Origin of the sequence: Deinococcus terrestris, from assembly GCF_009377345.1 — a bacterium.
Lineage (GTDB): Bacteria > Deinococcota > Deinococci > Deinococcales > Deinococcaceae > Deinococcus > Deinococcus terrestris.
This window is the reverse complement of record NZ_WBSL01000003.1, coordinates 252260-277193: the sequence shown is the minus strand read 5'-3', so window position 1 is coordinate 277193 and position 24934 is coordinate 252260. Positions and strand designations below refer to the sequence as shown.

Annotated in this window: 24 protein-coding genes and 3 tRNA genes; 14 read left to right on the top strand and 13 right to left on the bottom strand. The window is 69.5% G+C overall.

Annotated features, from left to right (window positions below):
- Positions 1-55: 55 nt before the first annotated feature.
- Together F8S09_RS09750 and F8S09_RS09745 are read right to left on the bottom strand one after the other, a co-directional pair.
- The gene (locus F8S09_RS09750) at positions 56-913 is read right to left on the bottom strand and encodes an aminoglycoside phosphotransferase/kinase family protein (protein WP_152871282.1); all 858 of its coding nucleotides are present in this window, start codon (positions 911-913) and stop codon (positions 56-58) included.
- Between the two features lie 65 nt (positions 914-978).
- Positions 979-2241 carry a uracil-xanthine permease family protein gene (locus F8S09_RS09745; protein ID WP_152871281.1) on the bottom strand — a complete coding sequence of 421 codons (1263 nt, stop codon included), beginning with the start codon at positions 2239-2241 and terminating at the stop codon, positions 979-981.
- A gap of 157 nt (positions 2242-2398) precedes the next feature.
- On the opposite strand from F8S09_RS09745, the gene F8S09_RS09740 reads away from it, so the two are divergent.
- Together F8S09_RS09740 and F8S09_RS09735 are read left to right on the top strand one after the other, a co-directional pair.
- Positions 2399-2815, top strand: a complete 417-nt coding sequence (locus F8S09_RS09740) for a putative dsRNA-binding protein (RefSeq protein ID WP_152871280.1) — start codon at positions 2399-2401, stop codon at positions 2813-2815.
- The gene (locus F8S09_RS09735) at positions 2812-3150 is read left to right on the top strand and encodes a YraN family protein (RefSeq protein WP_152871344.1); all 339 of its coding nucleotides are present in this window, start codon (positions 2812-2814) and stop codon (positions 3148-3150) included. The genes F8S09_RS09740 and F8S09_RS09735 overlap by 4 nt, the downstream gene beginning before the upstream one ends.
- A 56-nt stretch (positions 3151-3206) precedes the next feature.
- On the opposite strand, the gene F8S09_RS09730 is transcribed toward F8S09_RS09735, so the two are convergent.
- Positions 3207-5648 carry a transglycosylase domain-containing protein gene (locus F8S09_RS09730; protein ID WP_152871279.1) on the bottom strand — a complete coding sequence of 814 codons (2442 nt, stop codon included), beginning with the start codon at positions 5646-5648 and terminating at the stop codon, positions 3207-3209.
- Positions 5649-5814: 166 nt separating this feature from the next.
- Between F8S09_RS09730 and F8S09_RS09725 the strand changes: the two genes are divergently transcribed.
- Together F8S09_RS09725 and ttcA are read left to right on the top strand one after the other, a co-directional pair.
- On the top strand, positions 5815-6645 hold the full coding sequence (locus tag F8S09_RS09725; RefSeq protein WP_152871278.1) for a DUF817 family protein: 831 nt from the start codon (positions 5815-5817) through the stop codon (positions 6643-6645).
- Positions 6642-7553, top strand: a complete 912-nt coding sequence (gene ttcA, locus F8S09_RS09720) for a tRNA 2-thiocytidine(32) synthetase TtcA (RefSeq protein WP_152871277.1) — start codon at positions 6642-6644, stop codon at positions 7551-7553. Before F8S09_RS09725 ends, ttcA begins: the two co-directional genes overlap by 4 nt.
- A 7-nt stretch (positions 7554-7560) precedes the next feature.
- On the opposite strand, the gene F8S09_RS09715 is transcribed toward ttcA, so the two are convergent.
- From F8S09_RS09715 to F8S09_RS09705, 3 genes are all read right to left on the bottom strand, one after another.
- Positions 7561-8544 (bottom strand): aminoglycoside phosphotransferase family protein, encoded by a 984-nt coding sequence (locus F8S09_RS09715; RefSeq protein WP_194165291.1) that lies wholly within the window; start codon positions 8542-8544, stop codon positions 7561-7563.
- A 69-nt stretch (positions 8545-8613) separates the two neighbouring features.
- Positions 8614-9444: a DUF72 domain-containing protein gene (locus F8S09_RS09710; RefSeq protein WP_152871275.1), complete on the bottom strand. Its 831-nt coding sequence runs from the start codon at positions 9442-9444 to the stop codon at positions 8614-8616.
- A gap of 65 nt (positions 9445-9509) precedes the next feature.
- On the bottom strand, positions 9510-9917 hold the full coding sequence (locus F8S09_RS09705; RefSeq protein ID WP_152871274.1) for a response regulator: 408 nt from the start codon (positions 9915-9917) through the stop codon (positions 9510-9512).
- Between the two features lie 177 nt (positions 9918-10094).
- On the opposite strand from F8S09_RS09705, the gene hisF reads away from it, so the two are divergent.
- Together hisF and hisIE are read left to right on the top strand one after the other, a co-directional pair.
- Complete coding sequence (gene hisF, locus F8S09_RS09700) at positions 10095-10886, top strand: imidazole glycerol phosphate synthase subunit HisF (RefSeq protein ID WP_152871273.1); 792 nt, start codon at positions 10095-10097, stop codon at positions 10884-10886.
- Entirely contained in the window at positions 10883-11539 is a 657-nt protein-coding gene (gene hisIE, locus F8S09_RS09695; RefSeq protein WP_322618695.1) for a bifunctional phosphoribosyl-AMP cyclohydrolase/phosphoribosyl-ATP diphosphatase HisIE, read from the top strand. The genes hisF and hisIE overlap by 4 nt, the downstream gene beginning before the upstream one ends.
- Here the strand turns inward: hisIE and F8S09_RS09690 are convergent.
- A complete protein-coding gene (locus tag F8S09_RS09690; RefSeq protein WP_152871272.1) occupies positions 11536-12168 on the bottom strand; it encodes an SDR family NAD(P)-dependent oxidoreductase in 633 nt (210 codons plus the stop codon). The genes hisIE and F8S09_RS09690 overlap by 4 nt on opposite strands.
- A gap of 159 nt (positions 12169-12327) precedes the next feature.
- On the opposite strand from F8S09_RS09690, the gene F8S09_RS09685 reads away from it, so the two are divergent.
- On the top strand, positions 12328-13197 hold the full coding sequence (locus F8S09_RS09685) for a DUF4394 domain-containing protein (RefSeq protein ID WP_152871271.1): 870 nt from the start codon (positions 12328-12330) through the stop codon (positions 13195-13197).
- Positions 13198-13268: 71 nt separating this feature from the next.
- Positions 13269-13820, top strand: a complete 552-nt coding sequence (locus F8S09_RS09680) for a 5-formyltetrahydrofolate cyclo-ligase (RefSeq protein ID WP_152871270.1) — start codon at positions 13269-13271, stop codon at positions 13818-13820.
- Positions 13821-13823: 3 nt separating this feature from the next.
- Here the strand turns inward: F8S09_RS09680 and F8S09_RS09675 are convergent, their stop codons facing one another.
- Complete coding sequence (locus F8S09_RS09675) at positions 13824-14378, bottom strand: 2'-5' RNA ligase family protein (protein ID WP_152871269.1); 555 nt, start codon at positions 14376-14378, stop codon at positions 13824-13826.
- A 70-nt stretch (positions 14379-14448) separates the two neighbouring features.
- On the opposite strand from F8S09_RS09675, the gene gcvT reads away from it, so the two are divergent.
- The 5 genes from gcvT (at position 14449) to F8S09_RS18160 (ending at position 20538) form a co-directional block, all read left to right on the top strand.
- Positions 14449-15519 carry a glycine cleavage system aminomethyltransferase GcvT gene (gene gcvT / locus F8S09_RS09670; RefSeq protein ID WP_322618694.1) on the top strand — a complete coding sequence of 357 codons (1071 nt, stop codon included), beginning with the start codon at positions 14449-14451 and terminating at the stop codon, positions 15517-15519.
- Between the two features lie 56 nt (positions 15520-15575).
- Positions 15576-15938 (top strand): glycine cleavage system protein GcvH, encoded by a 363-nt coding sequence (gcvH, locus tag F8S09_RS09665; RefSeq protein WP_152871267.1) that lies wholly within the window; start codon positions 15576-15578, stop codon positions 15936-15938.
- Between the two features lie 85 nt (positions 15939-16023).
- Entirely contained in the window at positions 16024-18885 is a 2862-nt protein-coding gene (gene gcvP, locus F8S09_RS09660; RefSeq protein ID WP_152871266.1) for an aminomethyl-transferring glycine dehydrogenase, read from the top strand.
- Positions 18886-19031: 146 nt separating this feature from the next.
- Positions 19032-19238, top strand: a complete 207-nt coding sequence (locus F8S09_RS09655; protein WP_152871265.1) for a hypothetical protein — start codon at positions 19032-19034, stop codon at positions 19236-19238.
- Between the two features lie 211 nt (positions 19239-19449).
- Complete coding sequence (locus F8S09_RS18160) at positions 19450-20538, top strand: autotransporter outer membrane beta-barrel domain-containing protein (RefSeq protein ID WP_265469043.1); 1089 nt, start codon at positions 19450-19452, stop codon at positions 20536-20538.
- Positions 20539-20630: 92 nt separating this feature from the next.
- On the opposite strand, the gene F8S09_RS09645 is transcribed toward F8S09_RS18160, so the two are convergent.
- On the bottom strand, positions 20631-21062 hold the full coding sequence (locus tag F8S09_RS09645) for a hypothetical protein (protein WP_194165290.1): 432 nt from the start codon (positions 21060-21062) through the stop codon (positions 20631-20633).
- Positions 21063-21317: 255 nt separating this feature from the next.
- On the opposite strand from F8S09_RS09645, the gene dnaG reads away from it, so the two are divergent.
- Complete coding sequence (gene dnaG / locus F8S09_RS09640; RefSeq protein WP_152871264.1) at positions 21318-23081, top strand: DNA primase; 1764 nt, start codon at positions 21318-21320, stop codon at positions 23079-23081.
- A 148-nt stretch (positions 23082-23229) separates the two neighbouring features.
- Here dnaG and F8S09_RS09635 read toward each other — a convergent pair.
- The 4 genes from F8S09_RS09635 to F8S09_RS09620 form a co-directional block, all read right to left on the bottom strand.
- Positions 23230-23306 (bottom strand) — tRNA-Arg (locus tag F8S09_RS09635).
- A 32-nt stretch (positions 23307-23338) separates the two neighbouring features.
- Positions 23339-23431: transfer RNA gene (locus F8S09_RS09630), tRNA-Ser, on the bottom strand.
- A 39-nt stretch (positions 23432-23470) separates the two neighbouring features.
- Positions 23471-23558, bottom strand: a tRNA-Ser gene (locus tag F8S09_RS09625).
- An 81-nt stretch (positions 23559-23639) separates the two neighbouring features.
- Positions 23640-24914 carry a nitrilase-related carbon-nitrogen hydrolase gene (locus F8S09_RS09620; protein WP_152871263.1) on the bottom strand — a complete coding sequence of 425 codons (1275 nt, stop codon included), beginning with the start codon at positions 24912-24914 and terminating at the stop codon, positions 23640-23642.
- Positions 24915-24934 lie beyond the last annotated feature (20 nt).

Here is a 24934-nt window from a genome sequence, read left to right as displayed (position 1 = left end):
GCCAAGTCAGGCGGATGAGGACACTCCGCCATCCGGCGGCAGATGGACCCGTCCCCTACACGTTCCCCTGACTGTCCAGCAGGTGCTCCGCTTCCCGCAGGAAACCTGCCACCAGATGGGCTGGCCCGTGGTCCGTACACCACTCGGCCGCAGAGAGAGCCCGCAAGAAGGCGTAGAACGGCAGCAGCCTTTCTCCCACAGCCCGCTCGGGCACACCGGGAGAGTAGCCTGCCAGCACCTGCGGGTAGACCTCCCGTTCCCACAGCCAGATCACGGCCAGATCCATCCAGGCGTCTCCCGCGCGGACCTCGGCCACGTCTATCAGTTCCAGGCGGTCGCCAGCGATCAGGAAATGTTCTGGGCGCCCATCCATCAGGATCAGGTGCCCCCCACGCTCTGCCAGCAGGGGTTCAAGCCTGTGGAACCACTCCGCGAGCTGGGCTTCACGGTGACGGGCCGCCGGGAGCTGGGCCTGCCAGAAGTGCCAGACGCCTTGCAACCACCCCAGCATCCAGGCCGCCCAGGACTGCTCTCCCGGAGGGGAACGTCCCCCGCCCGTGTCGTGGAGGGCTCTGAGCAGCCGTCCCACAGCCTGCCGCTGCTCCGGGGTCGCGGACGCGTCCAGGCCCCGTCCCTCCTGAAAGGCCCTTAGCAGCAAGCTCGGCGGTCCCGCCCGGTGCGCCCCCGGCAGAGCGACCGGAAACCCCAGGCCATGCAGCAGGCGGGCGTGCTCTGCCTCCAGCGTGAGCCCGCCTGCCTGGGCGTCGGCCTTGAGAACGTAGCGCCGACCCTGTGCGGTGTGCAGCAAGGCGACACTGCGGTCAGGACGCGCCACCCACACGTCATGCCCGCTGACGTGGAGCCCTTTGGGGGCCAGGACCCCGGCGGCCCATTCCAACGCTGCTTGCAGCATGCCCTACCGTAGTCCAGCGGCGGCGGGCAGGCCATAGGCCGGGCGGCGTAGAACTCTGGCCCCAGCTAGTGCAGCACCCGCTCTCCCTCCCCGGTCTCACCGCCGTCCACCTCCGACCTCTGCGCGGGCAGGATCAGGTTGGCCACGATGCCCACCAGGGCCGCGAGCGCCATCCCCGACAGGGTGAGGCTGGTGCCCCCCACATGGACCGGAAAGGCCGCTCCGCCCAGCCCCAGCACCAGAATCAAGGAGACGATAATCAGGTTGCGCGAGTGCGCGAAGTCGATCTTGGCTTCCGCCAGCGTACGGATGCCCACCGAGGCGATCATGCCGAACAGCAGGATGGACACACCGCCCAGGACGCCCTGGGGCAGACTCCGAAGGACAGCGGCCAGCTTGGGCGAGCAGCCGAAGAGGACCGCGAAGACCGCGCCGATCTGGATCACGCGCGGGTCGTACACGCGGGTCAGGGCCAGCACGCCCGTGTTCTCGGCGTAGGTGGTCGCGGCGGGGCCACCCAACGCTGCCGAACTCATGTTGGCGACGCCGTCCGCGAAGAGGGTGCGGCTCAGGCCGGGCTTCTCCAGAAAGTTCTTCCCCACGACCCGCCCGTTCACAATCACGTCACCCACATGCTCGATAAAGGTCACGACCGCCACGGGCGCGATGATCGCCACCGCCCGCCAGTCGAAGGCCGGGGCATGGAAGTCCGGCAGGCCCAGCAGCGGGGCCGCCGCGACCGCGTCCAGCGCTTCCCGGCTCACCTGTCCGGTGGCGAGCGAGACGAGGTAGCCCGTCACCACGCCCACCAGAATGGGAATCATCCGGAAAAGGCCCCGGCCCCACAGGCTCGCCACGACCGACGTCCCCAGCGTGACGAGGGCCAGCCACCAGTTCGTCTTGGCCTGATCCACCGCCACGCTGGACAGTCCCAGCCCGATCACGATGATGACGGGGCCGGTCACCACGGGCGGAAAGACCTGAAGCAGCCGCCCTGCCCCCAGTACCCGCACCAGCCCGGAGAACAGCAGGTACATCGCCCCGGCCGCGATCAGCCCTCCCCCGGCGGCGGCGGGGCCGAACTCCTTGACGACCAGCGCGGTGGGCGCGATGAAGGCAAAGCTCGACCCCAGGAAGATGGGCACCTGCCCGCGCGTGAGCAGGTGAAAGAGCAGCGTCGCCACCCCCGCCCCGAAGAGCGCCACCGAGGGCGACAGCCCGACCAGGATGGGCACGAGCACCGTCGCCCCGAACATGGCGACCGAGTGTTGCAGCCCCAGGACAAGGCGGCGGGCGGGCGGAAGGGGGGCAGGAGCGGTCTGGGTCATGGAGCCTCCGGGGACACGCGCGGCATGGGACCTTTGCCGCCGGGAGCGGGCAGGGCAGGGCAACGCGGGTTGTTCCGGGAGGTCAGCATACCCCGCCCACCACCGGGAGGCGGCGGCCCCGCGTGCCGCAGGCCCAGAGCACATGTACCCTGGGAGGATGAATCCCAAGGGCGACCTGATCGCGCGGCTCGTGGCGCTGGGCCTCGGCACCCCCACCTTCGACGCGGAGGCGGAAGGCCCCGCCCACGAGCGCACCTTTCGCGTCACCGTGAGGGCCGGGGGCCGCGAGCTGGGCCACGGCGAGGGCCGCTCCAAGCGCGACGCCGAGCGGGCCGCCGCCGAGGACGCGCTGGAACGGCTGGAGGACGGGAACGCGGAGGAAGAGGAGCAGGAAGACACCGCTGCCCCGCAGGGCCGCTGGCCCATCTACGCCGCCGTGCTGGAGGGGGCCCTGGAGACGGCGCTGGAGCTGGCAGACGACGACGCCACCCTCGACGACGTGCGCCGCGACGCCGCCCGCCTGTACCGCGACCTGCTGGCCGACCTGGGCCACGACCCCGAGGAGCAGGGCTGAAGGGTGCGGACGCCGAGGCCCGCGCCGCCGCGCACCTCATGGACCTTGGCCGGGTGATCCTGGCCCGCAACTACCGCATCCCAGGCGGTGAGATTGACCTCGTGTCGCGCGACGGCGACGTGCTCGTTTTCACCGAGGTCCGCCAGCGCCGCTCGGCCCGCTTCGGGGACGCCGCCGAGAGCGTGACCCCGCGCAAGCTCGCGCTGATGCACCGGGCCGCCCTGACCTATCTCGTGCGCGAACTCGGCCGCGACGACCTGCCCTGCCGCCTGGAAGTGCTGACCATCGACGGCCCAGCCGAGACGGGAACGCTGCGGCTGGTGGCGGTGGAGTAGCACGTCGGCGCAACGAAACGCCCCCGCCGCAGGGGCGAGGGCCGGGTGAACCGTGTTCAGAAGCCCAGCGGCGCCCCGAAGTCCTCCGGTGCGGGCGGCTCGTAGGGCAACGTCTCCTCGGGGGGCAAGCCCTGATCGCCCAGGCCGCCGTCCCCATAGTCCTCGGGGGTGGGGAGCGGCGCGGGCAGCGGTTCGGGAATCACCTCCCCTTCGGGCGGGAAGGGCGTGCCGAAGTCGTCTTGCGGCAATGGTTCAGGCGCGTAGGGGTCCTCCGGCAGTGGGGCCTCGGGCGGGGTCACCTCGTCCGGGAAGAAGTCGGCGGGGGGCTCGGCGGGCACCTCTTTGGGGAGGGGCCGAAGGTCGGGCGTCGGTTCCACGGGCTCAGGGGCGGGAACCGGGACGGGGACGGGCTCGGGCACCGGCGCAGGCTCGGGGGCCGGGACCGGGGCAGGCGCTGGAGCCTCGGTGCGCCGCCCGAAGAAGCCGCCCTCACTGCGGCCGCTGCCGTCGCGGGCGACCTGGGGCTGGTCGGCTTCCTCCTCGCGGAAGGCCATGTTGACCTGCCGTACCACCCGGTAGGTGATGCCGCCCGGCTCGGTGAAGGCCACGCGCGGCTGGCCCGCCAGCGCCCCCGCGACCGCCTGCTGCCACACGGGGGTGGGAATCTCGCCGCTGTAGGCCCAACTGGGGAGCGGCTGGCCGTTTTCCTGGCCCACCCACACCGCCCCGGAGATCAGGGGGGTCACCCCGGCGAACCACAGGTCCTTCACGTCGTTGGTGGTGCCCGTCTTGCCGCCCACGTCCCAGCCGGGAATCTGGGCGCGGGTGGCGAGGCCGCCCTGATAGGCGGTGAGGTCGTTCACCACCCCGCGAATCATGTCCAGCCCCAGCCACGCCGTCCGCACGTCCCAGACCCGCTTGCCCTGCGGCGCGGGGCGGGTGTAGATCACCTCGCCCTTTGGCCCCTCCACCCGGCGCACCAGCGTGGGCGCGTAGTACAGGCCCCCGTTGGCGAAGGGCAGGTAGGCGGCGGCCATCTGCAAGGGGCTGGCTTCCAGCGTGCCGATGGAGAGCGACAGCCCCGCGTCAGGCGGCGGCGTCAGGCCCAGGTCGCGCAGCTTGGACTCGAACGCCTGGACGCCGAGTTCCTGCGCGATCCGCACGGTGGGGAGGTTGAGGCTGTGGTCGAGCGAGTAGCGCATCGTCTTGTACTCGCCCGTCCAGCGCCCGTCGTAGTTCTGCGGCTGGTAGCTCCCGTTCAGCGGCGCGTCCAGCACGGTATCGCTCTGCTTCCAGCCCTCCTCCAGCGCCAGCGTGTACAGCAGCGGCTTGACGGAACTGCCCACCTGCCGCCGCGCCTGGGTCGCGTTGTTCCAGTCGGCCGGACGCCCACCCCTCAGTTTCTGGCCGACCAGCGCGAGGACCTCGCCATTCTTGGGGTTCAGGAAGGCGGCTCCCAGCGTCGCCCCGTCGGGCAACTGGGCGTTCAGGCTGGCCCGCTCGGCGGACTGTTGCGCCTGGAGGTCCATGCCGGTAAAGACCTTGCCGCCACCGTACAGCGCCTTGCCGGTCACGCCCGCCTGTTTCAACTCCTGCTCGACCGCTTGCAGGTAATGAAAGGCCGTCTGCGCGGGGGGCGGGGGCATGTTCTCTTCCAGCCGCTCGGGGCGCTCCAGCACCGCCGAGCGCAGGGTGCCGTCGGGATTCCAGCCGATGCGCCAGCCCGCCGGGTAGATGGGCGTTGTCCAGGCGGCGTCGGCCTCGGCGCGGGTCACCTTGCCGTCCTCCACCATGCGGTCGAGGACACTTTTCATCAGGGGACGATAGGCCTCGAAATCCTTGTAGCGGCGGTTGGGCGCGGGCACGATGGTCGTGAGGTACACGCTCTCCGCCAGGTTGAGGGCCGAAGCGTCCTTCTTGAAGTAGGCCCGCGCCGCCGTCCCCGCCCCGATGATGTCGCGCTGCCCACCGTCGCCCCAGTAGATGACGTTGAGGTACGCGGCCAGAATCTGTTCCTTGGAGAAATTGCGCTCCAGTTGGTAGGCGAGCACCGCCTCCTTGAACTTGCGCTCCAGGGTCCGGGCGCCTTCCAGGTCGTGCAGCAGCGTGTTTTTTACGACCTGCTGGGTGATCGAGGAGCCGCCTTCGAGGTCGTTGAACAGCACGCCCTTGAGGAGCCCGCGCACGATGCCCTGATAGTCCACCCCCCGGTGCTCGAAGAAGCGGCGGTCCTCGCTGGTCACGATGGCCTTTTGCAGCCAGGGGCTGATCTCGTTGAGCTGCAGCAGGTCGCGGTTCACGCCGCTGCCGCCCCCCAGGCTGGGGGTCAGGGTGCCCACCAGCTCGCCCTTGCGGTCGTACACCCGTGTCTGCCCGCTGAGTTCCAGCACGTCGAGGGTCTGGACGCTGGGCAGCTCGCGCCCCCAGGTCCACCACAGGCCGCCCGCCCCCGCCGTTCCCAGCAGCAGCAGCACGCCCAGCCCCGTGAAAAAGCGCATGGAGCCTACTCTAATGCGCCGCCGCGCCGCTGCCAGGGCGCGGAGCACGGTCGGGAAAAAGCGACAGAAAACCCCTCATCGGCTCCCAGACTAGTGCCCGCAGATGAGGCGGGCGTCCTCCGGAAGCATGACGCCATGAGCCGGGGCAGGGGGGCACGCTGGGGGCATGGCCCGCCTCCCGCGTCTGCTTGCCCAGTTCACCGGGGTGCAGGCCCTGTGCTGCACCTTCGCCTTCAGCGTGGTCGGACTGCTGGCGCTCTCGAAGGGGCTGCCACTGGAGGACTGGGGCCTGGCCCGGTACGACTTCCTGCTGCTGGGGTGCCTGCTGGTCCAGGCGGCCCTGGTGTGGACCCGCTTCGAGACGCCGCGTGAGGCGGCTGCGCTGCTGCTCTTTCACGCGCTGGGCTTCGGGCTGGAAGCCCACCGGGTCGAGCTGGGGGCCTGGGCCTACCCGGACGAAGCCGTCAGCAAGGTGCTTGGCGTGCCCCTCTACGCGGGCTTCATGTACGCCAGCGTGGGGAGCTACGTGGCGCAGGCGTGGCGGCGGTGCGAGCTGCACCTGAGCGGAGAGCCGCCGCTGATATGGCAACTCGGGCTGGTCGGGGCGACCTATGCCCACTTCCTACTGGGGGCCGGGCTGGAGGTGCGGCTGGGGCTGACGGCGGCGCTCTTGCTCGCCTACCGCCGCACGTGGGTGGCATTCATGGTGGGCGGCGAGCGCTTCCAGATGGGCCTTCCCCTCTCGCTGGCCCTCATTGCTGCCTTCGTGTACCTCGCTGAGAACGTGGCGACCGGGCTGGGCGCGTGGGTGTATCCGCATCAGGCAGGAGGCTGGCAACCCGTTCACCCCGGCAAGTGGCTCGCGTGGGCGCTGATGCTGACGCCCGCCGTGCTGATCGTCGCCCGAATGAGAGCCGGGGAGGGGCGGGCCGGAGGCGCGGGGGCTACCATGTCCCCGACTCCCGCTCGCCGCAGCGGGCCAAGCGAGACGCCATGACCCAGACCCTCCCCTCCCCTGCCGCTGTCCCCCAGCCCGACCCCGCACGTCCCTCTCCCGAACGGCTCTTCGCGCCCCTCGTCAAGGGGGCGGCCCAGGCCATCACCGACTACCGCATGATTGAGCAGGGCGACCGGGTGATGGTCTGCCTGTCGGGGGGCAAGGACAGCTATACGCTGCTCGACATCCTCCTCGACCTCCAGCGCCGCGCTCCCATCGACTTCGAGGTTGTGGCGGTGAATCTCGACCAGGGGCAGCCGGGTTTCCCCAAGCATGTGCTGCCGGAATACCTCACGCAGCTGGGCGTGCCCTTCCACATCCTCACGGAAGACACCTACTCCATCGTCAAGGAGAAGACGCCCGAGGGCAAGACAACCTGCGCCCTGTGCAGCCGCCTGCGCCGGGGCATTCTGTACCGACACGCCCGCGAGATCGGCGCGACGAAAATCGCCCTGGGGCACCACCGCGAGGACATCCTCGAAACACTGTTCATGAACCTGTTTTTCGGCGCGAGGCTCAAGGCGATGCCCCCCAAGCTCCAGTCGGACGACGGCACGAACGTGGTCATCCGGCCGCTGGCCTACCTCGCGGAGCGGGACATCGAACGCTACGCCGCAGCAAAGGGCTTCCCGATCATCCCCTGCAACCTGTGCGGCAGTCAGGAGAACCTTCAGCGCAAGGTCGTGGGCGAGATGCTGGCGGGCTGGGAGCGCGAGCATCCGGGCCGCCTCCAGAACGTGCTGCGCGGGCTGACGCGCGTCACGCCGAGTCACCTGCTGGACCGCGACCTCTTCGACTTCGCCTCCCTGAGCGTTCAGCCCGCCGAGGGCGACAAGGGCTTTGACGCGGAGGAGTACCCGGAGCGCGAGTTCCTGGCGGGCCTAAGCGAGATGCAGATGCTGGGGTAAGGGCCGCTCAGCGCAGGCGCAGCCTCTCCCACAACTCGGCGATGTTTTGTTCCACCCGCATCAGGTCGGGCAGGACGTACTTCTCCAGCACGGCGAGGTTCGCCTCGTCCTGCTCGGGGCGGGTGTTGGCGTGCTGGATCATGCCCACGTCCACCGCCATGTCCTCCAGCACCCGCCGGGTGAGGTAGAAGCCCAGCAGGTCCGGATCGGGCACGGCGGGCGCACCCACAGCTTCCTCGTAGGCGGGCAGCACCTCGGGGAGCTGGGGGTGCAGCATCCAGAGGTCATGCTCGGGTGGGGCGAGCCGGGCCGTCTCCCAGTCGATCAGCCACAGTTCGCCCGCTACGTCCCGCATCACGTTGCCGCCGTGTGCGTCGGTATGGCACACCACGGGGCGGCGGGGCCGGGCGCGGGCCGCCTCCTGGAACGCTCGCGCCCGCGTCAGCACCTGCCCCAGGATGGCCTCATGGGGCAGGTGCAGGTCGCGCAGGGCCGCCACCCCGGCCCGTTCCTCCCCCACGCTCACCCGCAGCCGGGCCAGGTCGCCCATCAAGCCCTCCTCAAAGGGGAGGCTGAAGTCCTCGGGCGGCATCGGCCACACCTGCACCACCTCCAAAAGCCTCTGGGTGCCCGCATGGAGCCGTCCCAGCAGCGGGGCGACTCCGGGGAGTGCGGCCGTCCAGCCCGCCCTCAGCGAGGCCCCGTCTATCCAGCCGTACAGGGCCACGCCGTAGCCTTCCACTTCGGCAACATCGGCCCCAGAGAGGGTGGGGATCGGCCGGGGAACCCGCGTCAGCACCCCAGATTCTCGCAAGGCCCGGAGCAACGGACGCTCAGCCCCCACCCGCCGCCGCAGATCGTGGCCGTAAGGCGTATCCGGCAGCAGCTTGAGAAACCACCGACTCCCAGGGCCATCGGCACGGTAGGCCGGAGCCGTCCCCTGGGGCAGGAAGGTGAGCGCCCCGACGCCCAGCCCGTAGGCATCCCGCATCACTCTGCGGAGGGCTGCCGGAGAGATCGGAGGCTCAGCGGCCATGCCTGTCCATAGCCGGAAGGTCGGTCAGAGCAGCCGCCCCTCGTCCTCTTCCGGTTCCGGCGTCTTGACGGGCACTCCCCGCGCATTCAGGGCCTCGCGCAGCATCGGGATGTTCTTCAGGGCGTGTCCCTTGGTCGTGTTCTGAAAAAACACATACAGCTCGCTGAGGTCGTCCGTCACCAGCGCGATCTTCTCGGCCCACTCGTCCATCTCGGCACGGGTGTAGAGGTAGTCGTGGCGCTCGGCGGCGCTCTGGCCCTCCCACCAACTGCCCTTGTTGCGCCCGTGCAGGCGCAGGTAGCCCACGTCGGTGGTGACGTGGACCTGCGGCTCGGGCATGCCGCCGACCGGGGGATAGTCGGGGCTCACCCAGATCAGGCCGTACTCGGCCATGCCCTCACGCACGCCCGGCTGATCCCAGGAAGCGTGGCGCAATTCCACCGCCAGCTCGTGCCCGGCGAAGCGTTCAGCCAAGGCCAGCAGGTACTTGCGGTTGTCGGCCGTGCGGTGGAAGGAGTAGGGAAATTGCGCCAGATACGGCCCCATCAACCCGGCGTCGCGCAGGGGCTGGGGACTTTGCAGCATCCGGTCGAAGTCGGCGTCGGTGGGGGCGCGGTCGTGGGTGAAGGCCTTGTTCAGCTTGACGGTGAAGCGGGTGCGCCCGCCCGACTTGCGGACCATCCCCTCGAAAGCCTTGAGGCCGGGAATCGCGTAGAAGGAGCTGTTCAGCTCCACCGCGTCGAAGTGCTGGGAGTAGGTGTCGAGGTAGGCGTCCTTTTTCACGCCCTCGTAGATCAGGCCGGACGCCGCCCAGTCGTCGTTGGTGTAGCCGCCGCAGCCGATCCAGACACGCATGGGGGCAGCCTAGCGCGGGGGTGGGCGCCGCAGCCTGAAGCCCCGCTTGAGGGTTGAACCGTCCCTCAGCGCAGCCGGGGCCGCACGTTCAGCCGCGCCCAGAAATCGGTAATGGTCTTCAGGGCAGAGCCGAACTGCCCAAAGTCCATCGGCTTGACCACGTAGGCCGTCGCGCCGTGCGCGTAGCAGTCGGCCACGTCGCGCTCCTCGCCGCTGGTACTGAGCATCACGACCGGAATCTCGCGGGTAGCGGGACCGCCGCGAATCTGGTCGAGTACCGCGAGGCCGTCCATCTGCGGCATTTTCAGGTCGAGGAGGATCAAGTCGGGCAATCTCCCCCCACGCAGCGCCGCGAGAGCCTCGGGACCGCTGGCCGCCACCTCGACCTCTGCCTCGCGGTCCTGCAGGGCATTCAGGGCCAGCTCCACATCGTTTGGATTGTCGTCGACCAGTAGGATTCGCCGTCTTTCCATGTGCCCCGTCACCCCACCCCTTCGCCTGACCTGCGCGAATCACGGCCCTCCATGCACTCCCCGGAACATAAAGATTTTAACAAATCCATCCTAAGCACAAAGGTGTGAGGGACTCATGTCCAGTCAGGTTAGGCCGTGCCAGCCGAACACGTCGGGCGGCGGGCTAGACTGCCCCCCATGCTCACGAAGCGCATCATTCCCTGTCTGGACGTGCAAAACGGGCGGGTGGTCAAGAATGTCCGCTTTTTCGAGGACCACCGCGACGCCGGGGATCCCCTCGTGCTCGCGCAGGCGTACGAGGCGCAGCAGGCCGACGAACTCGTCTTTTACGACATCACCGCCACCCACGAGGGCCGGGCGCTGATGCTCGACGTGGCCGCGCAGGTGGCCGAGCAGGTCATGATGCCGCTGACGGTGGGCGGCGGCGTGAACGCGGTGCCGGACTTCCGGCAACTGTTGATGGCTGGGGCTGACAAGATCAGCGTGAACAGCGGCGCGGTGCGGCGCCCAGAGCTGATCCGCGAGGCGTCGGACCACTTCGGGGCGCAGTGCGTGGTCCTGAGCATTGACGCCAAGCGGCGGCCAGGCGGCGAAGGCTGGACGGTGCATGTGGGCGGCGGGCGGGTGGACACGGGCCTGGACCTGCTGGCGTGGGCCGAACAGGGGCAGCGGCTCGGGGCGGGCGAACTCTGCCTGAACGTGATGGACGCCGACGGCACGCGGGCGGGCTTCGACCTGAAAGCGACGCGGGCGGTCGCCTCGGCGGTGGACCTGCCTGTGATCGCCTCGGGGGGGGCCGGTCGGCTGGAGGACTTCCGCGACGTGCTGCGCGGCGGCGAGGACGGCGGGCAGGCCGACGCCGCGCTCGCCGCGAGCGTGTTTCACTTCGGGGAACTGACGGTGCCGCAGGTCAAGGCGTACCTCAAAGCCGAGGGGCTGCCCGTGCGCCCCGACTGGCGGGACGTGTGAGCAACCTCGATGCCCTCGAGTTCGGCCCTGACGGCCTGATTCCGGTCGTGACCCAGGACGCCCGCACGGGCGCGGTGCTGATGCAGGCCTACGCCGACCGCGCCGCGATAGAGCGCACCCTAAGCACCCGCGAGGCCACCTACTACAGCCGCTCGCGGGGGGAGCCGTGGGTGAAGGGCGCGACGAGCGGGCACACCCAGCGGGTCGTCTCGGTGCATCTGGACTGCGACGGCGACAGCGTGCTGTACCGGGTGGAGCAGACAGGACCAGCCTGTCACACCGGGGAATATTCCTGCTTCCACACGCCGCTCCTGGAGGGTGACGCCCCGGACACCGGGCTGGACGGCACCCTAGAGCGAGTCCACGCGACCATCGCAGAAAGGCTCACCACCCTGCCAGAGAACAGTTACGTGGCCCGGCTGCACGCGGGAGGGCTGGACCGGGTGCTGAAAAAGATCAGCGAGGAGGCGGGCGAGGTGCTGCTGGCCGCGAAAAACGGCGACCGGGCGGAGCTGGCGACCGAGGCGGCTGACCTCCTCTTCCACACCCTGTTCGCGCTGGCCGAGGTGGGCGTCTCGCCGGGCGACGTGGCCGCCGTGTTGCGGGAGCGGGAAGGCAAGAGCGGCTTGAAGGGGCCGAAGGAAGTCGGCTAACCCTCTACCCTCAGCTCCGGCTGCGGGGGGCCGTCCCGGTCGGTGACGATGGCCGCCGCGACGACCTCCGGCGAGACGGCGCCGCGCGGCACCCGGCCCACCTGGGTCCACAAGCCGGTGTCCACGGCAGGCGGCAGCACCAGCGTGAGGCCCACTCCCCGCGCCTCCAGCCGGGCGACCTCGGCGGCGCGGGCAAGGGCGGCCTTGCTCGCCGCGTACTGGGAAAACCCCCGCGCGGTGACAAGTTCAGGCCGCGCCCCAAGCAGATAGACGCGCCCGCCGGGATTCAGGCGCCCCAGCCCGTGCTTGAGCACCCACAGCGCCCCGAAGTAGTTCGCGTTCCACACGGCCCGGACCGCCGCCGGGTCCGCCTCCTGCAGGGGACCGGGCAGGGCTGCCCCCGCTGCGTAGACGAGGGTCTCCAGTTCCCCCACCCCCTCCAGCAGTGCCCGCACGTGGCTCTCGTAGCCCAGGTCAGCGGCTGTCGATTCCGCGCCGAGTTCGGCGGCCAGCGCGGAGAGCCGCCCCGCGTCCCGCCCGCTCAGGGTCAGCCGGTCCCCGCGTGCGGCAAAGGCCCGCGCCGTCGCCGTCCCAATGCCTCCCGTCGCCCCCATAATCAGTGTGTGCATGGGCCGAGCAGACCACCCGGTCCCATCCGGGACGGTGGCGGAGCGGACAGAGCTGCTGGATAAAGCTCTGCTCAAGAGCCGCGGGTCATCCAATCGCGCCGCTGCTGCTTAGGGCTGAGAGAAGACCGGAGGCGTCCCCGCTTCCGGGAGGAGCCCCTTATGAAGCGACTTGCCCTGCTGTCCGCCACCTGCGCCCTCGCCCTCTCCGCCTGCACGACGATGCGGCCACCCGCCGCTCCCCAGGGCATGACCGCCTATGGGCTGGATACCCAGGGACGCCTCGTGACCTTCGGCACCGACAACGCGGCGGCCAGCCTGCGCCGCCTGGCGGTGACCGGATTGCCGAGCGGCGAGACGCTGATCGACCTGGACGTCCGCAACACCGACAACCGGCTCTATGCGATGTCGGGCACGGGCAGGCTGTACCGCCTCGACCCGGCCAACGGAGCCCTGAGCGCCGATGGGGCGAACCTGACGGCAGGCGTGACCCCCGTCGCCATCGACTTCAACCCGGCGGCCAACCGCCTGCGCGTCTTTGCCGAGACGGACCGCAACTTCCGCCTGACGCCGAACGCGACGCCCGTCCCGGCCACCTCGCCTGCCGGAACGGTCACCGACGACGGCACCCTGAAGTACGCCACGGGCACCGCCGACCCCGACCTCGTGGCGGCGGCCTACACCAACTCCTTCAACAACAGCGCCACGGGGGCCATCGGTGCGGGTACGACCACCACGCTCTACTCCATCGACGCGGCGGCCGACACGCTGGTCCGGCACAGCAGCGCAGAAGGCTCGACGCCTGCGGGCAACTTCAGCACCTTGACCTCGGTGGGAACGCTGGGAGTCGACGCCATGAAAGGCATGACCGGCTTTGACATCGCCGGGGCGGACATGGCGTACCTCAGCGTGGGCATGGGCAGCAACACGATGCTCTACACGGTCAATCTGACGAGCGGCGCGGCCACCGCCAACAGCACGGTCAGCGGCCTCGCGCTGCGTTCCCTCGCGCTGGCCCTGCCCAACCAGTAAGCGGCCCCTCCTGTGCCCCCGGCTCCCGCTGCCGGGGGCTTTCTCTGCTCTCATTCGCTAGGCTGCCTTCCATGACGCCGCCCCCCCACGACGCGCCCAAACCGACCTGGCGGGCCTGGGCACGCGAGGTGCGGGCGACCCAGCCCGACCGCTCCGCCGAGGTCTGTGCCCACCTCGCCGCCTTTCTGCACGTGCGGGGGGCGCGGCGGGTGCTGGCCTACCACGCCCTGCCCGGTGAGCCGGATGTAGGCGCATTGGCTCCCGAGTTTGAGCTGCTGACCACCCGCGCCCGCTTCCGGCCTGCGCCGCACCTGACCCTGCACCCCTGGGACACGGCGACCGAACTCAGCCGTTTCGGAATACGTCAGCCCCCGGCCGGTGCCCCCCGCTCAGCGCTGGAGACAGTGGACGCCGTGCTCCTCCCCGGCCTCGCCTTTGACCACCGGGGCGTGCGGCTGGGGTACGGCGGCGGCTTCTACGACCGCCTGCTGCCGGACTTCGGCGGCCTGACGGTGGGGGTGGTCTGGGAGGCGCTGGTGGTGGACGAGTTGCCGAGCGAGGCTCACGACCTGCGGGTGAGCTTTCTGGCGACTGAGGGGGGCGTGCGGCCCACCCTACGCTGACCCTCAGCCCTGCCCCAGCGGCCACGCCTCCCACGGCACATAGAGGCCCCCCGGTCCCGGCTTGCGCATCACCCAGACCTCGCGGGCGGTGAAGGTCAGGGGGTGCCCTGCCAGATCAGCGAACTCGTCCCGCGCTGCCTCCAGCACCGTGCCGAGGTCCACCCCACGCCGCCGCAGGGCCAGCGTGAGGTGCGGCGTCATCTGCGGTCCCTCGTAGCCGAAGCGCTGGGACGGGTTCAACGCCGTCAGCAGCCGCAGGTGCAGCGCCACCACGTCGGGCGAGGTGACCCCGAGGTAGACAGCGGTGCCGTTGCGAAAAGCCCGTACCCCGCCGACCTCCAGCGTGAGGGCAGGACTCTCGGCCACCACGGCCCGCGCCGCTTTCCACCACCTCAGCTCCGGGTCCAGCCCACTCCGCGCCTTGACCGTCACATGCGCGGCACTCTCGCGCAGCCCCAGCCGGGTGCGAAAGGCGTCCACCCGCGCCCCGAGGTCGGGCGGTGGCAGCACCCCCAGGAGGAAAGAGGCGTTCGCGTGCGCGTTTTCCGGCCCAGTCATGCCCCAGCCTAGCCCGCCACACGTCCGGGCGGCCCGGACGCGGGGAGCGGCGCTCCGGTACAGTTTGGGGGTGACCCCGACTCCTGAGACGCCGCTGAAGCGGACGCCCCTGCACGCCGCGCACCTGCGGGCGGGTGCCCGCATGGTTCCCTTCGGGGGCTGGGACATGCCCGTGCAGTACGCGGGCGTCAAGGCCGAGCACGAGGCCGTCCGCACACGCGCGGGGATGTTCGACGTGTCCCACATGGGCGAGTTCCGGGTGACCGGACCAGACGCCGAAGCCTTCCTCCAGCGCGTGACTACCAACGACGTGAGCAAGCTCAAGCCCGGCCGCGCCGGGTACAACTGGCTGCCCAACGAATCGGGCGGGCTGGTGGACGACATCTATGTCTACCGGGTGGCCCCGCAGGAGTTTCTGCTGGTCGTGAACGCCTCCAACATCGAAAAGGACTGGGCGCACCTCGGGGCGCAGGCGGCAGGCTACGACGTGACGCTGGCCGACGAGTCCGCGAACTGGGGACTGATCGCCGTGCAGGGGCCGGACGCCGAGGCCATGCTGCAACCCCACACCGACGTGGACCTGAGCGCCAAAAAGAAGAATGCCTTCTTCTCCGGCACCCTGCTGGAGTTCCCGGTGATGTTCGCCCGCACCGGGTACACTGGCGAGGACGGCTTCGAGGTTTTCGTGAAGGCCGGGGACGCCGAGGCCCTCTGGGACCGCCTCGTCGCCGTCGGCCTGACCCCAGCGGGCCTGGGCGCCCGCGACACCCTGCGGCTGGAGGCGGGCTTTCCCCTGTACGGCCACGAGTTCGCCGAGGACCTCCACCCCCTCGCCAGCACGTACACCTGGGTGGTCAAGGACAAGGACCACGTGGGCCGCGCCGGGATTCAGGCCGCGCCCAGCGTCAAACTGATCGGCCTCGCCCTCGACCGCGTGCCTGTGCGCGAGGGCTACCCGGTGCTGCTGAACGGCGAGCCGGTCGGCCACGTCACCTCCGGCAGCACCAGCCCCACCCTCGGGCACCCCATCGCGATGGCGCTCGTGCGGGCGGACGCGGCGGCGGGCGACGCCTTCGAGGTCGAGGTGCGCGGCAAGGCGCATCCGGCGCGGCGGGTGGAGTTGCCCTTCTACAAGCGCTGAAACCCCGCAACACCTCCGACAGACTTCCGCCCCCGAGATAGAGGAGAATCAACCCCATGCAGACCCCCAGCGAACTGAAGTACGCCGCCTCCCACGAGTGGCTCGCCTCCGACGGCACCGTCGGCATCACCGACTTCGCGCAGGACCAGCTCGGCGACGTGGTGTACGTGGAACTGCCCGAGGTCGGGCGCGTCGTCTCCGCGGGCGAGACGGTCGCCGTCGTGGAGAGCGTGAAGACCGCTTCGGACATCTATGCCCCGGCCAGCGGCACGGTCGTGGCCGTCAACGAGGCCCTGTCCGGCAGCCCTGAACTCGTCAACAGCGGCGCCTACACGGACGGCTGGCTGTTCCGGCTGGACGTGACCGAGGAAGGCAGCGAACTGATGGACGCCAACGCCTACAGCGCCGCGAACAACTGAAGCCGTCAGCCCCCAGCGGTCAGCCGTCAGCACCACGAGGCTGAACGCTGACCGCTGACCCCTGATCGCCCCTCAAGGAGACTCCATGCGCCCCCTGAACGAACTCCTGCAAACCGACGACTTCACCCGCCGCCATATCGGCCCCACCGAGGCGGAACAGGCCGAGATGCTGACCGAACTCGGCGTCTCCAGCCTGGACGAGCTGACCGAAACGACCTTACCGGAAGCCATCCGCTTCACGGGCGAGCTGAACGTGGGCGGCCCGGTGACCGAAGCGCAGGCGCTGGCCGACCTGAAGGCCGTCGCCGCGAAGAACAAGGTCTTCCGGTCGTACATCGGCATGGGGTACCACGGCACGCACGTGCCCCCGGTCATCCTGCGGAACATGCTGGAAAACCCAGGCTGGTACACGGCGTACACGCCCTACCAGGCCGAGATTTCGCAGGGCCGATTGGAAATGCTGCTGAACTTCCAGCAGACCGTGATGGACCTGACCGGGATGCCCGTGTCCAACGCCTCCCTACTAGACGAGGCGACCGCCGCCGCCGAGGCGATGACCCTCGCCAAGCGCGTGGTCAAGAGCAAGGGCAATGTCTTCTACGTGGCCGACGACGTTCACCCGCAGACGCTGGACGTGATCCGCACCCGCGCCGAGTATTTCGGGTACGAGGTGGTCACGGGGGCCGCGAACGGGGAGCTGCCGGAAGGCGCCTTCGCTGCGCTGGTGCAAACGCCCGGCACCCACGGCGACCTGCACGACCTCTCCCCCATCTCCGGGCGGGCGCATGAGGCACAGGCGGCCCTGATTGTGGCGACCGACCTGCTGGCCTGTGCGCTGGTGACCCCGCCCGGCGAGCAGGGGGCCGACATCGTAATCGGGAGTGCCCAGCGCTTCGGGGTGCCGATGGGCTTTGGGGGGCCGCACGCGGCGTTCCTGGCCTGCCGGGGCGAGTACCAGCGCTCCATGCCTGGCCGGGTGATCGGCGTGAGCCGTGACAGCAAGGGTAAGACGGCCCTGCGCATGGCGATGCAGACCCGCGAGCAGCACATCCGCCGCGAGAAGGCGACCTCCAACATCTGCACCGCGCAGGCGCTGTTGGCGAACATGGCTGCCGCCTACGCCGTCTACCACGGGCCGGAGGGGATTCGGACGATTGCCGAGCGCACCCACCGGATGACCGGAATGCTGGCGAAGGCGCTGGGGAACGCCGGGCTGGAGGCAAACGCCACCTTCTTTGACACGCTGACCTTCGGCGGCGACGTGGCGACCATTCGGGAGAGGGCCGAGGCGAAGGGAATCAACTTCCGCTACGGGAATGGGCGCGTGGGCGTCAGCCTGGACGAGACGGTGACTCCTGCCGACCTCGCGGACATTATCGAAGTCATCACCGGAGAAAGGGTGGACGTGCTCGCCCTGGACGAGCAGGCCGTGGAAGGCATCCCCGCCAATCTCCAGCGCACCTCCGAGTATCTCACCCATCCCGTCTTCAACACGCACCACTCCGAGCACGCGATGCTGCGCTACCTCAAGACGCTGGAAAACCGCGACTACAGCCTTGTCCACGGCATGATTCCGCTGGGAAGCTGCACAATGAAGCTCAATGCCACCGCCGAGATGATTCCTGTGACGTGGCCCGAGTTCGGCAGCCTGCACCCCTTCGCGCCCGCTGACCAGACGGAAGGCTACGCGCAGATGCTCGGGGAACTGGAAGCGTGGCTGGCCGACATCACCGGGTACGACGCAGTTTCCTTGCAGCCCAACAGCGGGGCGCAGGGCGAGTACGCGGGCCTGCTCGCCATCCGCAAGTACCACGAGAGCCGGGGGGAAGCGCACCGCAGCGTCTGCCTGATTCCCGCGAGCGCCCACGGCACCAACCCCGCGAGCGCCGCCATGCTGGGCATGCAGGTCGTGGTCGTGAAGACCGACGAGAGCGGCAACATCGACCTGACTGACCTGCGGGCCAAGGCGGAGGCGCACAGCGACAAGCTCGGTGCCCTGATGATCACCTACCCCAGCACCCACGGCGTCTACGAGGAACACGTCACCGAGGTCTGCGAGATCGTGCACGCGCACGGCGGGCAGGTGTACCTGGACGGGGCGAACATGAACGCGATGGTGGGCCTCGCCAAGCCGGGGCTGATCGGCTCGGACGTGTCGCACCTCAACCTGCACAAGACCTTCGCCATCCCCCACGGCGGCGGCGGGCCGGGCATGGGGCCGATTGGGGTCAAGGCGCACCTCGCGCCCTTCCTGCCCAACCACGCCGTCCGCGCCACGAGCGAGAGCCGCACCGGGGCCGTCAGCGCCGCGCCTTACGGCAGCGCGAGCATCCTGCCCATCTCGTACCTGTACATCCGGATGCTGGGGCCGGAGGGCTTGAAAAAGGCGACCCAGGTCGCGCTGCTGAACGCCAACTACATCGCGCGTAGGCTGGGCGGCGCCTTTCCGGTGCTGTACACGGGCCGCAATGAGCGGGTCGCGCACGAGTGCATCCTCGACATTCGCCCACTCAAGCAGGCCAGCGGCATCACGGAAGAGGACATCGCCAAGCGGCTGATGGACTACGGCTTCCACGCCCCCACCATGAGCTTCCCCGTGCCCGGCACCCTGATGATCGAGCCGACCGAGAGCGAGCCCAAGGAGGAACTCGACCGCTTCATCGACGCGATGCTGCACATCCGCCGCGAGATTCAGGAGGTCGAAGACGGCCTGCTCTCGGCCGAGGACAGCCCGCTGAGGCACGCGCCGCACACCCAGGACGACCTGATGACGGGCGAGTGGAACCGGGCCTACAGCCGCGAGACGGCCGCTTTCCCCAGCCGTGCCCAGCGGGCCTGGAAGTACTGGCCCGCCGTGAACCGGGTAGACAACGTGTACGGGGACAGAAACTTCGTGTGCTCGTGCCCGCCTACCCAGGACTACGCGGACTTCGAGTTCAGCGGTTGAGCTGGGAGTTCGGAGGAGGCGCAGTGGTCAACTGCGCCCCTCTTTCTTTGCAGCCTCTCTTCTCCGCCATGCATCTCCTTGAGCCGAATCTCAACCCAGACGTCACCGAGTCGCCGACAATGCATCCACCTCAAGGAGGCGCGTCCATGAACGACAACCGCCGAGACAGCTACAACCCGCCCGTGGACACCACCCAGTCGCCCGGCGAGGACGGGAATGCCGCCGCGAATGAGCCCGGCAACAATGCCGCTCCCAGTCTCGACACCACCCTAGACACCTCACGCACGGGAGGCATGGGAGGCATGGCGGGAACGGCTGACCTGGACCCGAACCCGGAGCCACAAGACATCTGAAGCGGTCCCCACACAGGAGGAGGCCCCGCGCCTCCCTTTTTCCTGTGTTCGCAGCCCGCCACAGGAAATTTTCGACAAAACACTCAATTCTCTATGAAGAACTTGAGAACAAGTTCAGAGGGATGAAGATGAGGAAAGTGTGACACAATACATCCGATTCATGGGACGGCGGCTGCATGGTCAGAACCGTCCCACCCTCGAAGGAGACTCCATGAAAAAGACCCTGCTCTCGACCAGCCTCCTGATGGCACTCGGCACGGCCCTCGCGGGGGGCAGCGGCTCGGCGCCCACCACGACGACGCCCCTTACCCCGGTGACGCCCCAAGTGACGCCCGTGACCCAGGCGCCCGTCGTGGCCTGCACGCCGGGCACGTGGGCGCAGGCCGCCATCGAACTCGTGACCCAGCGGGGCCTCTTTATTGGCTACCCCGACGGGCAGTTCGACTGGTGCCAGGCGGCTACCCGTCAAGAGGTCGCGCAGGTGCTCGCCCGCCTGATCGCCCAGCTTCCGGCCAACCAGACGACCTTCAACCCCGCAGAACTCCAGACCCTGCGCCAAGGCCTGCAAGAAGCGCTGACTGGCCTCGAGCAGCTCCGTGCTCAGGTGGCCGCCCAGAACACCGCCATCGAGGAACTGCGTGCCCAGATCGCCGAACTCCAGGCGGCCATCGCCAACCTGCCTGCCGCTGGAACGGGCGCGGCGGGCGCGGTGGGTCCCCAGGGACCGGCTGGGCCTGCGGGGCCTCAGGGTCCCCAGGGCGAGACGGGCGCGACCGGTCCGCAGGGTGCGGCGGGTCCTGCTGGCCCCCAGGGACCGCAGGGTGAGGTCGGTCCGCAGGGTCCGGCTGGTCCCCAGGGCGAGCGCGGCGAACCTGGCGCCTCCTACGTGCCTCCCGTGGAGCCGCTGCGCTACGGGAACTACATCGGGGTGTCGTACTACAACATCCTCCAGCAGAACGTGGGCTCGATGGTCCGCGTGATGGTCGGCAACGACGCGCTGGTCGGCAGCCTGGGCCTGCGCGTGACCGGGGACTTCCGCGTGCGCGGCGAGACGCCCGGCAACAGCATCAGTGCCCTGGCCACCTACCGGGGCACCTTCAACCGCGCCGACGGCATCCTGGGCGCGGGCGGCGGCTACAACCTCGAGCGTCAGGCCACCTTTGGCGAGCTGCTCGTGGGTGTGGACTACCGCATCATCGACCGGGTGGCCCTCTTCGGGGAAGCCCGCCAGCAGTTCTACTTCGACGGCTCGAACACCACCAACAGCTCGGTCGCGGCCGGGGTGAAGTTCCGCTTCTAAACCGCTCTACCGCGTTCAACTTTCAACAACAGTGGAACTCCCTGGCCGGGTTCCACTGTTTTGAGTTGCCTGTTTGATCGGCCCGCCGACGGTCAGTCGTCCCCGGCGATAGGCCGGAGCCGCAGCGCCTGACGGGCCAGCGTGGCCGCGAGGAGGAGTCCGGCCAGGTGCCAGGGCAGCAGCTGTCCAGTCAGAGCGAAGGCGGCGTCCGCCAGCACGAGCAGCCCGGCCAGCCCCACGCCGACGAGCGGCACCCGGCTCTCGTGGGGGGTGGCGTACATCGCCGCGCGGGGCTGGGGGTCGTTCATCGCGTCGCGGGCCTCGGCGTAGCGGATCAGGAGAAGCACGCCGTATACCAGCAGCAGGCCCGAGATCAGCAGCAGGGCGAGGCCCGGATAGCGTCCGGTGCCCGCGTAGTCCAGCGCCCCCAGCGTGAAGTGCCACAGCGACGTGACGATCGCCAGCAGGGCCAGACCCAGCGTGGCGGGCGTGCTGTAGGCGGGGGGCGCACCGAGCGGAGGCATGGGCAGGCTTCTACCCTACCCTCCGGGCCAGGCGACGGACCGTGGCGGCGGCAGCCAAAGCTGGGGCCGGGTACCCCTGGCCTCCCCCGGCGAGGCGACAGGCAGGAAACGCCGTGCGACACGGCCCTGCCGAATTGATTCAGAAAAACCACGTCCACCACATTCTTTTTCGCGCTTGGCAGGGCAGCACCGGGAGGCGTACACTGGCGACCTACCGCCGTGCTTCACGGCGAGGACAGGGGGGTGAGGAGCAACATGGGCACCAAGGAAGACGTGCGTGCGCGGCTGAGCATCGCAGACGTCATCGGGGAACATGTGCGCCTCTCCCCGGCGGGGAAGGGCCGCCTCAAGGGGCTGTGTCCCTTTCACAAGGAGAAGAGTCCCAGCTTTCAGGTCGATACCGAGCAGGGCTACTTCTATTGTTTCGGATGCAAGGCGGGGGGGGACGTCTTTTCCTTCGTGCAGCGGGTCGAGAACCTGAGCTTCGGGGACGCGCTGCGGCAACTCGCCGAGAAGGCCGGGATTCAGGTCGAGGCCCGCTACGGCGAACGCAGCAGCCGCGACCTGTACGACGTGAACGCCTTCGCGCTGGAGTACTTCCGCGAGCATCTGCCCGGCCCTGCGCTGGACTACCTGCGGCGCCGGGGTCTGACCGACGCGACCCTTGCGGCCTTCGAACTGGGCTATGCCCCCGACGCCTGGGACGGGCTGCTTCAGCGGGCGCGGGCACGGAACCTGACCGAGCGGCAACTGCTGGAGGCCGGGCTGCTGACCGAGAACCCCGAGTCGGGCCGGGTCTATGACCGCTTCCGGGGCCGGGTGATGTTCCCCATCCGCGATCACCTCGGGCGGCTGGTGGGCTTCGGGGGCCGGGTGCTGGACGACAGCAAGCCCAAGTACCTCAACACGCCCGAGACCGAGGCCTTCCACAAGGGCGAGTTGCTCTACGGCCTCGACAAGGCGCGGTCCACCCTCAAGGATGGGGGGGAGCTGATCGTCGTCGAGGGCTACATGGACGTCATCACCCTCCACCAGCACGGCTTTACCGGGGCGGTCGCCAGTCTGGGCACGGCGCTGACGGCCGAGCACGCGGCGCTGCTCGAACGGCTGGGGGCCTCCAGCCTCGCGCTGATGTTCGACCGCGACGAGGCGGGGCTCAAGGCCACCCTCTCGGGACTGGATCAGGTGCTGGGGGCCAAGTTCCGGGTCCGGGCGACGAGCGTGCCCAGCGGCAAGGACCCCGCCGACGCCCTGCTCGCCGGAGACGAGGCGGGCATCCGCGAGGCGCTCGCGGGCGGGCTGGACGAGGTGCGCTTCCGGGTGCAGGCTGCCGTGGAGGCGCACGGGGTGGACACCACCGAGGGCAAGCGCCGGGTGCTGATGGCGCTCCTGTCACGGATGCAGAACCTCGATCCGCTGGATGAAGGCGCCGAGCGGATGCGGACCCTCGCCTGCGAGCTGCTGGGCATTCGCCCGGAGGCGCTGCTGGAATGGATCGGCAGCAAGGCGCGGCGGCGCACCCTGACCGACACGCACCTCGCCGGAATGAGCACCGCCCGCGCGGAAGAGGACCGCGAACTTGCCCTGCTGCGGCAACTGCTGGTCGATCCCTCCCTCCTCGCCAAGCTCGACGGCACGACCCCCTGGCGCAACGAGTCCGTCCGCAAGGTGATGCTGGCCGCGCAGGGCGCCCAGAGTCCCGACGACATCCTGGAGGTCTTCCGGGGCCAGCCCGAGGAGCAGCTCCTGATCCGGCTGATGTTCGAGAGCCGAGTCACGGGGGCGATCTCGCGTGAGACCAATGAGCAATACGAACGTAAGGTGGCGACTTACGCGGCGGTGGCGGTAGACGACATTCAGGTCGGCCGTAGCATTGACCTCCTCCGGGCCGAGGTCGACCTCCTTAAGCGGCAGATGGCCGCCGCCGCGCCGGGTGAGCAGATCTCCTACCTCCGGCAGATTCAGGAACTTCAGCGGGCGATCGAGGCCGAGAAGCGGGCGCGGCGCTCGGGGGCCTGAAACAGGGGCGCATGGGGTCGGTCCGGACGACTCAAGGCAGACCCCGCCAGCGAGAGAAGGTCAGGAACGATCGCCACCCTGTCCTGAACCCCCGCTCCTGAAGACCCACTGGAAAAGGAAAAGCCCGCCTTGCGGCGGACTTTCTTGGTGGCGTGCCCGAAGAGATTCGAACTCCTGGCCTTCTGATCCGTAGTCAGACGCTCTATCCAGCTGAGCTACGGGCACATACCTGTGGCGGTGGGCCTGCGGGTGGTGCTTGGCGGAGAGGGCGGGATTCGAACCCGCGGTACACTTTTAAGGCGTACGAGCGTTTAGCAAACGCTTGGTTTAAGCCGCTCACCCACCTCTCCAAAAGAGAGCACCGGATTGTCATGCTTGGCCCAGCTTGATGGCGAGGGGTGAGGGATTCGAACCCCCGGTGGGTTGCCCCACTACGGTTTTCAAGACCGTTGCCTTCAACCACTCGGCCAACCCCCCTTGCGGTGGGGCGCTCCCGATCTGTTCCCGGAGGAACCTTCTCAAGCGCGAAAGGAAGTATAGGTACCCTCCCGGAACTTGTCAACGCCTGCGCCGCTGCCTGCTCCAGACCAACCCCAGCAGCGCCGCCCCAGCCGCGACCGCCCGCCAGCCGGGACCCCGCCGGGGCCACGCCACCTCCCCGCGCAGCAGGGCAGACAGGGCCTCCTCGTGCGGGGTGCGGGGCGGGGCGGGGAGCCAGGCGGGGGGCAGGGTCAGGTCGGCGTGCAGCACGCCCGTGCGGTAGCGGTTCTCCCAGGGGTGGCCGCTGCCCGACGCCCGCTCGCGCCCGGCGGCCCGCAGGCGCTCCGGCCCAGCCTCCTCCACCCAGGGCAGCAAGGCGATAAAGCCGGGGCGCGGCTCGGTCAGCGCGTAGGACCGGGGTTCGGGGGCGTCCTCGGCGCGGCCGGTGATCGCGCTCTGGCCGTCGAAGGTGAGGTCGAGCAGGTTGCCCACCACCATCGGGTTGACCGCGTAACGGATGGAGCGGCCCCGCGTGGTGACCTGCCAGCTCGACTCCAGCCACGCGACGGGCTGGTCGCGCACGTTCCCGGGATCTGGCGGCAACCCCTCCAGGTCGGTCCAGGGGGCACCGTTGGCGTCGGGTTGCAACAGGACCGTGCAGCCCCCCGCCTCCAGCCGTAAGATCACGTCCTCGCGAAAGGCGTCCAGACTGATCGCCACCCCCAGGTCCCCCACGGGCGTGGGAAAGACCCGCAGCTCCTCCAGCGGCCCCGGCGTCAGGTCCACGCCCCCGGCTTCCTCGGCGGGGGTGAGGTGAACCTTGTCGGCCACGCCGATCAGGTCGCCCTGGGGGTCCAGCACGACGGTCTCGTTGTGCAGCACGCCGGGGTCGCGGCGCACGCGCCCCCCCTCCAGCCGGAAGCGCGGCATGGGCGCCGAGCCGCAGCAGAGGTACACCCCGTACTCGCGGGCGAGGTCGCGGCAGGTTTCGAGGTAGAGGCGGGCATTCTCGCCGCTCAGGGCGAGTTGCAGCGCCCGGATGGGCGAGACGCGCTCGCGCAGGAGCACAGGCAGGGCGCGGGGCAGATGCCGCAGGAAGAGGAGGAGCGCCGCCCGCTCGAAAGTGCCCGCCCGCACGGCCAGCGGCACGCCGCGCAGCACCAGCGGCAGCCCGTTGAGTTCGGTGAGGACGACGAGGTTGGGGCGGTCCAGGGCGAGGTGGGGCCGGGCCAGTTCCAGTTGCCCCCGCAGCCAGGCCCGAAATGCCTCCGCGCTGGCGAAATCCCCCGCGCTCCAGTGCGGCTGCACGGCGAAGGCACGGAAGTGGCGGGGCTGGGCTTCGCCGGGGGTCATGCCGACCAGCGTAGCGGCCC

Excerpts from the sequence above, each read along its gene's own strand:
- F8S09_RS09750 (WP_152871282.1), bottom strand. The coding sequence starts at position 913 with ATGCTGCAAGCAGCGTTGGAATGGGCCGCCGGGGTCCTGGCCCCCAAA.
- F8S09_RS09745 (WP_152871281.1), bottom strand. The coding sequence starts at position 2,241 with ATGACCCAGACCGCTCCTGCCCCCCTTCCGCCCGCCCGCCGCCTTGTC.
- F8S09_RS09740 (WP_152871280.1), top strand. The coding sequence starts at position 2,399 with ATGAATCCCAAGGGCGACCTGATCGCGCGGCTCGTGGCGCTGGGCCTC.
- F8S09_RS09730 (WP_152871279.1), bottom strand. The coding sequence starts at position 5,648 with ATGCGCTTTTTCACGGGGCTGGGCGTGCTGCTGCTGCTGGGAACGGCG.
- F8S09_RS09725 (WP_152871278.1), top strand. The coding sequence starts at position 5,815 with ATGGCCCGCCTCCCGCGTCTGCTTGCCCAGTTCACCGGGGTGCAGGCC.
- ttcA (WP_152871277.1), top strand. The coding sequence starts at position 6,642 with ATGACCCAGACCCTCCCCTCCCCTGCCGCTGTCCCCCAGCCCGACCCC.
- F8S09_RS09715 (WP_194165291.1), bottom strand. The coding sequence starts at position 8,544 with ATGCGGGATGCCTACGGGCTGGGCGTCGGGGCGCTCACCTTCCTGCCC.
- F8S09_RS09710 (WP_152871275.1), bottom strand. The coding sequence starts at position 9,444 with ATGCGTGTCTGGATCGGCTGCGGCGGCTACACCAACGACGACTGGGCG.
- F8S09_RS09705 (WP_152871274.1), bottom strand. The coding sequence starts at position 9,917 with ATGGAAAGACGGCGAATCCTACTGGTCGACGACAATCCAAACGATGTG.
- hisF (WP_152871273.1), top strand. The coding sequence starts at position 10,095 with ATGCTCACGAAGCGCATCATTCCCTGTCTGGACGTGCAAAACGGGCGG.
- F8S09_RS09690 (WP_152871272.1), bottom strand. The coding sequence starts at position 12,168 with ATGCACACACTGATTATGGGGGCGACGGGAGGCATTGGGACGGCGACG.
- F8S09_RS09685 (WP_152871271.1), top strand. The coding sequence starts at position 12,328 with ATGAAGCGACTTGCCCTGCTGTCCGCCACCTGCGCCCTCGCCCTCTCC.
- F8S09_RS09680 (WP_152871270.1), top strand. The coding sequence starts at position 13,269 with ATGACGCCGCCCCCCCACGACGCGCCCAAACCGACCTGGCGGGCCTGG.
- F8S09_RS09675 (WP_152871269.1), bottom strand. The coding sequence starts at position 14,378 with ATGACTGGGCCGGAAAACGCGCACGCGAACGCCTCTTTCCTCCTGGGG.
- gcvH (WP_152871267.1), top strand. The coding sequence starts at position 15,576 with ATGCAGACCCCCAGCGAACTGAAGTACGCCGCCTCCCACGAGTGGCTC.
- gcvP (WP_152871266.1), top strand. The coding sequence starts at position 16,024 with ATGCGCCCCCTGAACGAACTCCTGCAAACCGACGACTTCACCCGCCGC.
- F8S09_RS09655 (WP_152871265.1), top strand. The coding sequence starts at position 19,032 with ATGAACGACAACCGCCGAGACAGCTACAACCCGCCCGTGGACACCACC.
- F8S09_RS18160 (WP_265469043.1), top strand. The coding sequence starts at position 19,450 with ATGAAAAAGACCCTGCTCTCGACCAGCCTCCTGATGGCACTCGGCACG.
- F8S09_RS09645 (WP_194165290.1), bottom strand. The coding sequence starts at position 21,062 with ATGCCTCCGCTCGGTGCGCCCCCCGCCTACAGCACGCCCGCCACGCTG.
- dnaG (WP_152871264.1), top strand. The coding sequence starts at position 21,318 with ATGGGCACCAAGGAAGACGTGCGTGCGCGGCTGAGCATCGCAGACGTC.
- F8S09_RS09620 (WP_152871263.1), bottom strand. The coding sequence starts at position 24,914 with ATGACCCCCGGCGAAGCCCAGCCCCGCCACTTCCGTGCCTTCGCCGTG.